The sequence below is a fragment of the Massilia timonae genome (assembly GCF_001866515.1).
GTDB classification, from domain to species: domain Bacteria; phylum Pseudomonadota; class Gammaproteobacteria; order Burkholderiales; family Burkholderiaceae_D; genus Telluria; species Telluria timonae.
Window position 1 is genome coordinate 3,883,160 of the sequence record NZ_JRYB01000001.1, and the last position, 12,190, is coordinate 3,895,349.

Consider the following 12,190-nt stretch of genomic DNA (forward strand, 5'->3'; position numbering starts at 1 on the left):
GCGGTCGGGTTCAGGGTGTCGCCGGCAGCCGCGCGGTGACCGCGGCGCGCAGGGCCGCGAGCGGGGCCGGCTTGGTCAGGAATGCGACGTCCTCGGGCAGGCCCCGGGCCAGCACCGCCGGCTTGTCCATGCCGCTGATGACCACCAGCGGCAGGCTCGCGGTGGCTGGATTGCCGCGCAGGGAGCGGATCATGCCGAAGCCGTCCAGGCCCGGCATGTGCAGGTCGCTCACCAGCACGTCGGGTCGCGCTTCGCCGATCCGCACCAGCGCCTCGATGCCGTTGCTGGCCTTGCGCACCGCGAGGCCCAGGCCCCAGGTCGAGATCTCCAGCTCATACAGGCGCAGCAGCATGGCGTCGTCGTCGACGATCAGGACGCTGCGCACGGCGCCGCCGGATGCGCCGTCCAGCACGATCGGACGCGGAATTGGCGCAGACCACGGCGCAGATCGCGGCGCAGGCCGGGGTCCGGCGCTCGCGCCGCTCAGGGCGGCCCGCCGTTCGTCGAGCAGGCGCGCGACCGAGTCGAGCGCGATGCGGCGGTGGCCGCCCGCCGTCTTCCAGGCCTGCAGGGTGCCGTTCTCGACCCACATCTGCACCGTGCGGTGCGATACGCCGATCCGCTCGGCGGCCTGCCTGGTGGTGCAGTAGGCGGCCCGGTCGAATGAACGTCCTTCGGTAACTCGTTGATCGGCGGTTTTCATATTTACTGATTTTACCGTTTCACATTTGCCTGTCAAGAACAAAGCGCGGGCCGGTCGAATTACCGCTGAGCAAACCGAGCGAGGACGGGGCAGGTGTGGCGCGGGCGGTACAACCGCCTCAGCCAGCTCCTTCTTCGGTGAGGACGGGAGGCAGGTACAATGTGACTTCGGTGCCGACGCCGAACTGCGATTCGAGCACGATCTGGCCGCCATGCAGGTCGACGATTTCCTTGAGGATGGTCATGCCCAGCCCGCTGCCCGGCACGCCGGACTCGCGATCGACCCGGTAGAAGGCATCGAACACCTGGGCCTGCTGCTGGGGCGTCATGCCCAGGCCCCGGTCGCGCACCCGGATCGCGACCATGGACCGCCCTTCGCGCCGTTCCAGCCAGGCCCCGATCGCGATCGGGGTGGCGGGCGCGGAATACTTGATGCTGTTGCTGACGATATTGGTCAGCGCCTGCTGCATCTTTTGCGCGTCGGCCGCCAGCGGCGGCAGGTCGGGCGCGAGGTCGGTGCGCACGCGATGCGCCTGGCCCAGGCCTTCCAGGCTGGCCAGGGTCTGCTCCACCAGCGCCGGCAGCGCGACCGCGGCGAGCTTGAGCTCGGCGGCGCCGCCGGCCTCGATGCGCGCCAGGTCGAGCAGCTGGTTGACCAGGTCGACCAGGCGCGCCGACTCGCGGTGGATGATCTCGACCAGCTCGCGCTGGGTGGCGGCGTCGAAGTCGCGCTTGAGCAGCAGCTCGGAAAAGCCCGGCACGCTCGACATCGGGGTGCGCAACTCATGGGTGGCGGTGGCGAAGTGGTGGCGCCGGCGCGCGTCGGTGGCGCGCGCGCGTTCTTCCTGGTCGCGGCGCTGGGTGATGTCGCGCACCGTGACGGCGAATTTCGGCCGCGCGGCCCAGGCCATGCGGCAATACGAGAACTCGACCGGGAAGCGGCTGCCGTCCAGGCGCCTGGCCTCGGTCTCGTAGGGGGCGCCCTCGACCAGCAGGCCGGCGCGACGCCGGCTCACCAGGTCTTCGTCGAGCAGTTCGGCCAGCGGGCGGCCGGCCAGCATGGCGCCGCTGGCGCCGAAGATCTTTTCGGCGGCCGGGTTGGCGGCGACGATCACGCCATGGACGTTGAGCATCAGGATGCCGTCCGGCAAGTGGGCGACCAGGGCTTTTTCCCAGCCTTCGGGCGCCGGGCGTCCGGCCGGGCGCGCGCGCAGCTCGTCGCCGGCGATCGCCGCCAGGTTGCGCAGGGTCGCCATCTGGTCCTGGTCGAACTGGCGCGCCTGGCTGTCGATCACGCACAGGGCGCCGATCCGGCTGCCGTCGGGCGCGGCCAGCGGGATGCCGGCATAGAAGCGCACGCGCGGCTCGCCCAGCACGAAGGGATTGGCGGCGAAGCGCGGGTCTTGCCGGGCATCCTCGATCACCAGGCCGTCGGCGTGCTGGATGGTGTGGGTGCAGAACGAGGCGGCGCGCGAGGTTTCGGCAATCTCGATGCCGACCCGCGACTTGAACCACTGGCGCTCGGCGTCGACCAGGGCGACCAGCGAGATCGGCACGCCCAGCAGGCGGCAGGCCAGGCGGGTGATGCGGTCGAAGCGTTCCTCGGGCGGGGTGTCGAGCAGTTGCAGCTCGTGCAGGGCCCGCACGCGCGCGGCGTCGGGCTGGGGATCGGGTAAGGCGGTACGAACGGTCTTGTGCGGCTCGTGTCGCATTCTTCTTGGTCCTGTTTAAGTCTCCATGGCCCGCTCGCTGGTGCCGAGGATCTGTTCGACCTTGGCGCGCAGTTCGGGGAAACGCACCGGTTTGGAGAACACCGGTATGTCGGACGGTAAACCCATCGAAGCGATCGTTGCCCGGTCCAGCCCACTGATGACGATGATGGCCATCTTGCCATAACGCGGGTCGGCGCGTAGCGTGCGTACCATGCGGAAACCATCCATGCCCGGCATGTTCAAGTCGCTGATCAACAGGTCGGGTTTGGCTTCGCCGATGCGGATCAGGGCGTCGAAGCCGTCGCGCGCCTTGATCAGCTCGGCATCCAGGCCCCAGCCCGAGATTTCCAGCTCGTACAGGCGCAGCAGGGTGGCGTCGTCGTCGGCCATCACGATGCGGCGCGCCGAAGAGGGCGCCGCCGGCGCGGCCGGCGAACTGGCGGCCGCGCCGCCTGTCACCGCCTGGTTGCGCTGGGCCACCAGCCGGTGCACCGAGGAGAGCAGGATGCGGCGGTGGCCGCCCGCCGTCTTCCATGCCTGCAGCACGCCGCCCTCCACCCACAATTGCACGGTGCGGTGCGACACGCCGAGCAGGCTTGCGGCCTCCTTGGTCGAACAAACTTCCGAGGAAGCGGGATCTGGCTGCCCCGGCGATGGACTGCTGTGCGATTTCATGGATTCAGGTGTGCATATGGTTAAGTGCCCCGCCGGCAAGGCCGGCAACAACGCGCAGAGCATGCTTGCCGGATGGACAAGCATGCCAAGCGGGCATCATACAGGCATGCCGACATGCGCAACAAATACGCACGGGCAAGTCAACAATCTATCAAATTCTCACAATTTGCGATAGCGAAACTCGATAATCCGTTTCTTTATTGTAACTTGCGGTGGCGATGTTATGCAGCACGATTGGAACGCTATTGCACTTTGACTGACACCGTGACGCTGCCGGTCGCTCCCGGCGCCAGCGTGCCGCTGACGCCCCACTCGACCTTGCCGGTGGCGCCGACTTCCGGCTTGCTCGCCACCGTGCACGACAGTCCTGCCGGCATCGCGCCGCAGCTGCTGTCCACATAGGTAGTGTAGGCCGGGGTCGGGTCGCTCACCTTCAGGTTGTCGAGCGTGGTGGTGCCGGTGTTCTGGAAGGTGATCGTGTAGACGATGGTGCTGCCTGGCAGGGCGGCGGACTTGTCGGCCGCCTTGGTCAGCTTGAAATCGTCGCAGGTCTGGCAGATGCCTTCCACGGTCACCACCATCTCGCCCAGGCCGATGCCCAGCAGCTTGAGCAGCGGGTCGGCCACGCCGGAGAGGACCGGCGCCAGCAGCGGCGACACGACCTTGGTCACCAGGGTCACCACCAGCGGCTGGACCACGCCCTGCAGCAGGCCCAGGCCCGGCATGTCGCGGAACTTCAGGTTGCTCACCAGGCTGTTGGCGGCATTGGTCACGAACACCGTGCTGGTGCTGACGGTGCGGGTCTGCGGGAAGCTGCCCGACATCGTCACGCTGGTCGAGAACCGCGCCTGGCCGCGCACGATGCTCTTGACCTCGAGCGGCACGTTGACCGCGGCCAGGCCGAGCGCCAGCGTGGCCTGCAGGCTGCCGATGCTGCCGTAGTCGACGTCCGAGTCCTGGATGGCGCGGGTGCGGCTGAAGAACACGCCGTCGTCGATCTTGCCGATGTACAGGTCGGCCACGCCCGGCGCCACCTGCAGGGTGACCGCCTTGCTGGCGGCGTTGACGGCCGCCAGGCTGCCCTGGCCGCGCGCGACGTCGACGTAGACGTCGAGCTTGCCGATCGCGATCGAGGCGCTCTGCAGCAGGCCGAGGCCGACCAGGGTGTCGGTGACCGGGGCCAGCGTGATCAGGTCGAGCTTGAGCTTGATGCGCACCGCGGCCGAGTAGAAGCTCGAACCGGTCGGGCCGCACACGTACGACGGCGGCTCGATCACCTGGGCGTACAGCTGCAGGCTGTTGACGATGCCGGCGGCGCCGAGGACGCCGCCCGAGATGCCGACCGGGACCGGCGTGGTGAGCACGTTGCGGCGGTTGTACAGCTGGATCAGGCCGGTGAACATGTCGAGCGCGTTGACGGTCGAGGCGCCGAGCGCGCCGGTGTCGACGCTGAGCTTGAGCAGGTCGCCCAGGCGCACGGTGGCGCCGACGCCGTTCAGCTGCGAGGCCAGGCCGGACAGGGCGGACGCCAGTTGCGGCTTGGCCTCGGCCTGGGCCTCGACCGACAGCGCGGTCGCGATCTGGGCCAGCGTGACGTTGGCGCCCAGCACCTGCGAGGGGCTGGACAGGTTCAGCTGCGTCTGCAGCACCTTCAGGAAGTTCAGCAGGTTCAGGTTGCCGCCGGCCAGCGCGTTCCAGTCGACCGCACCCAGCGATACGCCGGTGCCGAGCAGGCCGCCCAGCAGGGGGCCGAGCAGGGCGCTTTTATTGGTGTCGACGCTGGCCAGGCGCGGGCCGGCGGTGATGCAGGCGCCGGTCACGGTGCACTCGGCGCGCGCCGGCAGGGCGCACGCCAGGCACAGGACCACCAGCAGGGTGCGCAACCAGGTGACGCTCAGGAATCGCGAAGTCATGTCTTTATCCTCGTTCTTGTTACTTGAGCAGATTGCCGTTGAGCAGGCCCTGCAGGGTGTTTTCATCGAACTTCATGCGCATCCGCACGTAGGCGCCCTTGGCGGTGGCGTCGGCGCCGGCCAGGTCGCGCTCGGCGAAGCCCATGAAGTTGTAGCCGGCCGAGACCCACATATTCTTTTGCAGCTGGTAGCCCGCTTCCAGGCCCGCCGCGTACTGGCGGCCGCGGGTGTCGCGGTCGAGCAACACCTGGGCGGTGGCGCCGACGTCCCAGTCCTCGTTGATCTCGTGGGTCACGCGGCCGGCTACCAGGTGGCTCATGGTGCGGGTCGACAGGCCGTTCGAGCGGTCCAGCGCGACCTTGCCCGCGTAGCGCGCGCTGACCACGGTGTCGCGGCGCAGCTGCCAGTTGGCGTTCACCGACACCACGTGCACGGCGCGCTTGAGGTCGGCCGGGCCATCGTCGCGTTCCAGCTTGTACTCGTACTTGGCCAGGCCGGTCACGCCGATCGATTCCAGGGCGCGGTAGGCGACGCCGCTCTGCAGCAGTTCGGTCAGGCGCAGCGTGGTGCCGGCGCCCTTCGAGCGGGTCGCGGCCAGGGTGTTCTTGCCCAGGAAGGTCCAGCTCTCGTCGATCTTGTAGGCCAGGCCCAGGGTCGACAGCAGGCCGTCGCTGTCTTCGCCGTGGCGCAGTTCGAGGCGCGCGTTGCCGGTCCAGGTCGGATGGCGGCTCACCTCGATGGCGCCGGTCACGGCGATCGCCTCGTTGTCCTTGACGCCCGAGATCACTTTGACGCGCTCGACGCTGGTGTTGGCGCGCACGCCTTCGCCCAGGGTCCACAGGTTGCGCAGGCCGAGGGCCGCCTCGGCCTGGCGTTCACCCAGCAGCGTGCCGGCCGGGGAAGTGCCGCCGGCGCGGTATTCGGTGAACACGCGACCGTCCTGCATGTAGTCGCTGTCGACGCCGAACACGGTGGCGCTGCGCTGCTGGCCCTGGTTCAGCGCATAGGTCGAGCCCAGACTGCTGATCAGTTCATGACGGCCGTAGACGCGGCTGCCGCCGGCGAAGCGGTAGTCGCCGCCCAGGGCCAGCATGCGGCGGCCGTTGTCGTGGATGTCCTGCTCGCCCTCGACGAACACGCCGGCCTGCGGCAGGCCCGGGATCTGGGTCGCGATCTTGGCGCGCACGCTGGTCAGGTCCGGCTGGGCCAGCACCACGCTCTCGCCGGCCGATTCGCGGGCGTGGCGCACGCCCAGCTCGACCTGCACGCCGTTGTCGAAGGTGTAGCCCCCGAACAGCTGGACGCCATTGCGCTCGGCTTCGGTTTCCAGGTCGGCGGTGTGCAGGGCTTCCAGGCCGACGCTGGCGCGCTCGGTGACGCGGTAGCGCACGGTGGCGCCGCCCTCGGTGCGGCCCTTCGGCAGCGACGACGACGGGTTGTCGAAGTTGGCGTCGGCGCGGCCGGCGAACAGGCGGCTTTCCAGCTTGCCGTCGGTGCGGGTGGCGTCGATGCGGGCGGCGCGGCCTTCCTTGTCGGCCTTTTCCATGCGCGCGGCTTCGACGATCACGACCATCTTGTCGTCCGGGGTCACGCTGGCGTTCACGCTCACCAGGCGGGTCGGGTCGGCCGGGTTGCGGTCTTCCACGGCGCTGGCGCCGACTTCGACCATCTCGCCGATCTTGTACTGGGCGGCAATGCCGCCGACCCAGAAGCGCGGGTGGCCCTGGTCGACTTCGTAGCTGATGCGCAGGCTGACCGGGTTCAGGTCCTGGTCCAGGCTGGCGACCGGGGCGCGCAGCAGGATGCGGCCGGTCAGCGGCTCGATGTCGTAGTCGGCGTAGCGCGCCAGCAGGCGGCGCGACAGCATCACGCCGGTCTGGTTGCGGTCGCGCACCACGATCTCGATGCGCTCGCTGTTGATGACCATCAGGCCGCCGCCGGTCAGGAACGGGCCCGAGGTGCCGTTGGCGGCGATCTCTTCGACCATCTGGCGGGTGGTGTCGTAGCTGGCGAAGGAATCGAAGGTCAGGTTGCCGACTTCCGCATGGGTGCGCAGGCCGGTCAGGTTGCGGTTGTAGGCGCCCAGGTTGCGCGCCGGGGTGACGCCCGGGGGCACGTAGTCGCCGTACATCACGTAGGATCGGTCGCGCTCGGCTCGCAGGTAGAGGCGGCTGGTCGACTGCGCCTCGAAGCCGCGGCGCGCCTCGTCGCCATAGGTCGGGTACCAGGCCAGCGGATCGATGTCGCGGAACAGCTTCGGCTCGGTTTCCTTGTCCGAATCGTAGGCCATGGTGAGCAGGATGTCTTTGCCCACCTGGCCCTTGGCGAACATGGCGGCGCGGGCGCCGGCGGCCACGCCGTTGCCACTGACGTTGCCACTGCTGCGTTCGGCCAGGTGGCGCAGCTTGTCCTCGAAGCCGTCGAAGTCGCGCAGCGGATTGGCGGTGTTGCCGCGCACGCGATTAAGGCTGATGGCGCCTTCGACCACGCCCGCCGCGACCAGCGGACGCAGGTCCGGCACGAAACGCAGCGCGCCCTTGGCCTGCAGCAGGCCGCTGGCGGCCAGCAGGCGCGCTTCGCCCGCTTCCTTCGGCGCGCGCAGCGAGAACTCGGCGCTGCCGCCTTCGATGAACACCTGGTGCCCGGGCTCGCGCGGGTCGAGGTCGGTCGTGTCCCACTGGCCGGCGCTGGCGTCCAGGGTCACCGGGGTGCGCTCGACCACCGGCACGCCGTCGGCGTCTTCCAGGCTCACATTGACCAGCACCAGGCGCTGGCCGTCGGCCGGGGCGGTCTCGGACTGCGGCTTGATGCGCAGGCGCGCCAGCTTGCCCGGCACCACGACGCCGATGCGCTGGCTGCCGCGGGCGTTGCCGAAGGCGTCCTTCTGGGCGATTTCGAGCTCGTTGCGGCCCGGGCGCAGGGCGACGCCGACGTACTCATACACGTCGAGCTGGCGGTCGGCGACGGTGCTTTGCTGGCCCACGTGGCTGTCGTCGACTTCCACGCCGTTGACGGTGAGGGTGAAGCTGTTGCCGGCGGCGCCCTTGATGCGCACCATCGCCTGGCCGTATGGCAGGACGGCGCCGTCTTCCAGGCCGATGAAGGCCAGTTTGTTGTCCATTTTCGCCAGGTCGAGGTCTTCGATCTTCGTGATCGTCACGGTCTTTTCCGGCATGGTCAGTTCGGCGGCGGCCCGCAGTTCGGCGCGCAGGCGCTCGGCGCGGCCGGCAATCGCGGCGCGCAGCTCGTCGGAGCAGGCATCCAGCGCGAAGTCGGCGCGCGCCAGCTCGCCGTCCTTGAGGTCAACGAAGCGGCTGCCGGCGTCGCCCGCGTTGCGGTTCGACAGGATGGCCAGCTGGCTGCCGGCCGGCAGGGTGGTGGCGTCGACCTTGGCCACGTGGGTGCGCGGGGTGACGCCGGCGAAGCTGTAGCGGCCTTCGGCATCGGTCTGCGCGAAGTTGCCGTCTTCCAGCCAGATGCGCACGTCGGGCACGCCCGGCTCGCCACGATCGCGCAGGCCATTCGCATTGCAGTCGGCGAACACGGCGCCCAGGATATGGCCCTTGTCGCTGAAGACGCCCGCTTCGACCTTCACCCTGGCGGCGGCCACGGTGCTGGTGAAGACCAGGGGCGCGGCGCTGGTGGCGTGGGCGCGGTTGATGCCGTCGCCCTGCAGCGCGCCGGCGCCGATGCGCACGCGGTAGCGCAGCACGCGATTCGAGCGGCGCGGCACGTCGCCCACATTGATCGCCAGTTGCGGGCCACGGTTGGTGAACTTGTCCTCGAACGGCGCGTTATCCAGGCGCATCGAGCCCGGCATGTAGCTGAAGCCGGCCGGCAGGTCGTCGATGACGGTCACGCCGCTCAAGGCGTCGTCGGCGGTATTGAAGACGCGTACGGTGTAGTCCAGCACGTCGCCGACTTCGACCACGGCGCGCGAAGCGGTCTTTTGCAGGTAGAGGGTGCCCGGGATCGGGTCGAGCGGGATGTCGATGGTGACCACGCCGAGGGCGGCGCTGACGGTGAATTCGCCGCCGTAGGAGCCGTACAGATTGGTCTCGCGGTTGCCCGGCAGCTCGCCCGGCGCGGTCCTGGACGGGAAACCGTAGTTGTTGGGCGCGACGACCTTCAGCCGGTACAGGCTTGGGGCGACCAGCGGGAAGTGGTACATGCCGTTGCCGTCGGTGACGACCGTGCTCGGCATGCGGGTGGCGCCGTCGACGTCGAACACGATCGCCGGCGCGCCCGGGTTGCCGCCGTTGCCTTCGCCGGTGACGTCGACCAGGGTCACGGTGGCGCCCGGGACCGGTTCGTTGCTGACGCTGTCGTAGACGACGCCGATCGGGTCGACCAGGATGTCGGTCGAGATGGTGCCGTTGCCGCAGCCGGCGATGCTGGCGGTGAGGACGTCGTCGGCCATGACTTCGAGCATGCCGTCGCCCGAGTCGTTGTCGTGGCCGTCCGCGTCCTGCGAACGGTCCATGGTCATCGGGGTAATGCGGAACAGGCCGCTGTCGGCCGCGGTCTCGGCGGCCAGGAATGCCTGGCTGTCACCGCTCTTCTTCGAGGAAATGGTGACGTTGATGTCTTCGGCCCGGGCCGGGTCGACATTGCAGTCGGCCGCCGAGATCTGCACGAACAGCTGGCCGTTGGCGCGGGTGGCGCGCGCGACGGTGGTGAAGGCGGCCGAGGTGAAATAGGTGATGGTGTCGGTGCGCTGCGCGCGCACCGTGTTCGATTCCACGGCGCCGGCGATACCGTTCGGCTGGGCGAAGCTGGCGCTGGCCTTGTTGACGATGGCGGCTCCCGCGTCGCCGCACAGCAGCAGGGTGGCGGCCAGGCAGAAAAAGACGAACTGTCGGAGCTGAGTGATCATGGCGCGGGAGTCGGGAGGGGATTCGAAAAGCGGCGTCCGAAAGACGCCGCGCCTGCTGGTTGAAACGAAGGCTTACGGGTTGATCTTGACGCCGAAGTTCAGCGTGTTCGACTCGTTCGGGGCCAGGTTGAAGCCGGTGGCCGACACGGTGCTGACCAGGCCCGCCGTGACCGGCGCCAGGATCGAGCCGAGCAGGGTCTGGGCGGCGGCGCCGGTGTGGTAGGTGGTGTTGGCCGGCACGTTGTCGGTGATGACCACGGCATTGATGGTGGTCAGGCCCTTGTTGGTGGCGACGATCTGGTAGCGGATGCAGGCGCCCGGCGCGGCGGTGATCTGGTCCTTGGTGAATTCGCCTTCCGGGGTGCCGTTGCAGTCGGCGTCGAGGGCCTGGGTCTTGACCAGTTCCAGCAGCGATTCGCCGGCGACGACGGTCACGGCTTCGTGGATGCGGTCCGAGATGGCGCCGTTGGTGGTCGATTGCGCGCGGAACCAGATGTCGGTGGTGCCCGGGGCGGTGCCGGCGGCCGGGGTGACTTCGGCGGTGACCTTGACGTTGGCGCCGGCGGCGACGGTGGCGTTGGTGATCACCTGGCCGTTGGCGTCCTTGAACACGACGGTCCAGCCGGCGGGCAGCGGGGCGCCGCCGAAATTGACGTCGGTGCTGGCGGCCAGCGTGAAGGTGTCGGGGCTGCCGCCGGTGTTGTTCAGGTAGATGACGAACGAGGTCATGGCGCCGGCGGTGGTGAGCTTGGTCTCCATGGCCGTGGCTTCCGGGCCCTGGCCATTGCCCGGCGCGGTCGGGCCATAGGCGTTGGCCGTGATGTCCATGATGGCGCCGGCGCCGACGGTGGTGGTGTCGGTGCTGGTGGCGCTGACGCTGCCGTTGAAGCCGCTGGTGGCCTTGACCTGCATGGTGTTGGTGGCGCCAGTGGTCGCACCCGCCGCCAGGGTGGCGACGGCCACGAAGCGGTAGGTCGCGCCCGGGGCCAGTTGGCCGGTGGTGGTGACCGGAGTGGCGTTGTCGGCGGCGCCGTTGCCGTCGGCGTCGAGATAGAACACCACGCCGGTCAGGGCCAGGGCGCCGCTGTTGGTCTGGGTCAGGGCGAAGGTGTCGGGGCCGTTACCGGTGTTGGTCACGCTGTGGGCGAACACCACCTGGGTGCCGGCCGCGCCGCTCTTGGCGGTGCCGTTGTTGATGTTCAGGCTGGCCACTTGCTGCACGGTGGTGGTGACCACGTTCGACTGGACGGTCTTGGTGCCGGTCGAGTCGGTATAGGTGGCGCTGGCCTGGTTGGTGATCAGGGTGCCGGCGGCGGTCGGAGCGGCGCTGGCGCCGTTGGCGGCTGCCAGCAGGGAGGCGGCGGCGACGAGGGTAAGGCGGGTTTTCATGGCTTCTTCCTTCTTGTGAGACGGGAAATGAATCGGGTTTGAACTGCGAACGAACCGGTGATAAACGGCTTAAAATTATAAAAATAGCAACTATTTGGATGGAGTTCGGGCGTCAGGGCGGCTGTCCTTTATTTATTTGCCAACTTGGGTGCGCTGCCGATCGAGATCACCTTCATGCGCGAGCTGACGGTGACGGCCTGGGCCGGGCGCGAGGTCGCCCAGGTTCCAGCGCAGGAAGCGGTATTCGGAAGCCGGCACCCGCTCGACCACGCGCAGGCCCTTGCGCACGACTTCACGGGTGAGGGGCAGGGGGGCGAAGGTCTTGCCGTCGAGGCTGGCCTGGACCGCCCTGGGCGCCGCGCTGCCGGCCAGGTAGCTCATCGCGCCTTCGGGGACCGGCAGGGTCGCCGCGACTGCCTGGGCCACGGCCTTGCCCTGGTTCTGGTAGGTGATCTGGTATTCGATCGTGTCGCCGACTTCGGCTTCGAGGGCCGGGACCAGTTTCTCGCCGCCCTGGGCCTGGACGACCTGGAAAGCCTGCAAACGCACGTCGACGGCCTGGGTATCGGCCGCGAATACTTTGGTGCCTGCCAGCACGATGGTCCAGAACAGCAGGATATTCAGAATACGAATGGTCATGGAATTCCTTTGAGTCAAACGGTAGGTGGGTGGCGTCATCATGGTTTCGGTTTTACTGGTTTAGTTGCGGATTGCATTTTATCGAATTTACCGAATTACTCAAGAAAAATATTTCGTATTTGCAGATTTTAATGTTGGGAGGAAACATCCTGAACAAGCCACACGGGCTTTTTGGTCGAGGAACAGCAGGGAGAACTGTCGGGTTGGGAACGTTGTTGCTGAGAAACTACAACATTTGTCCTGTTTTCTACTCTTTCGACTTTGCTGGATTTACTGTTTACGGA

The 12,190-nt window shown here is 68.1% G+C and carries 7 protein-coding genes; all 7 read right to left on the reverse strand.

Annotation, left to right across the window (positions count from 1 at the left end; genetic code table 11):
* Positions 1-10 precede the first annotated feature (10 nt).
* A complete protein-coding gene (locus tag LO55_RS16640; protein ID WP_071362314.1) occupies positions 11-703 on the reverse strand; it encodes a response regulator in 693 nt (230 codons plus the stop codon).
* A 118-nt stretch (positions 704-821) separates the two neighbouring features.
* Positions 822-2,414 (reverse strand): sensor histidine kinase, encoded by a 1,593-nt coding sequence (locus LO55_RS16645; protein WP_071362315.1) that lies wholly within the window; start codon positions 2,412-2,414, stop codon positions 822-824.
* A gap of 15 nt (positions 2,415-2,429) precedes the next feature.
* Positions 2,430-3,089, reverse strand: a complete 660-nt coding sequence (locus tag LO55_RS16650) for a response regulator (protein ID WP_071362316.1) — start codon at positions 3,087-3,089, stop codon at positions 2,430-2,432.
* A 242-nt stretch (positions 3,090-3,331) separates the two neighbouring features.
* Positions 3,332-5,002 carry a CLIPPER-2 domain-containing protein gene (locus tag LO55_RS16655; RefSeq protein WP_071362317.1) on the reverse strand — a complete coding sequence of 557 codons (1,671 nt, stop codon included), beginning with the start codon at positions 5,000-5,002 and terminating at the stop codon, positions 3,332-3,334.
* A gap of 19 nt (positions 5,003-5,021) precedes the next feature.
* Positions 5,022-9,878, reverse strand: a complete 4,857-nt coding sequence (locus tag LO55_RS16660; RefSeq protein ID WP_071362318.1) for an SdrD B-like domain-containing protein — start codon at positions 9,876-9,878, stop codon at positions 5,022-5,024.
* Between the two features lie 72 nt (positions 9,879-9,950).
* Entirely contained in the window at positions 9,951-11,267 is a 1,317-nt protein-coding gene (locus tag LO55_RS16665) for a DUF11 domain-containing protein (RefSeq protein WP_071362319.1), read from the reverse strand.
* Positions 11,268-11,399: 132 nt separating this feature from the next.
* The gene (locus tag LO55_RS16670) at positions 11,400-11,906 is read right to left on the reverse strand and encodes a hypothetical protein (protein WP_071362320.1); all 507 of its coding nucleotides are present in this window, start codon (positions 11,904-11,906) and stop codon (positions 11,400-11,402) included.
* Positions 11,907-12,190: the final 284 nt, after the last annotated feature.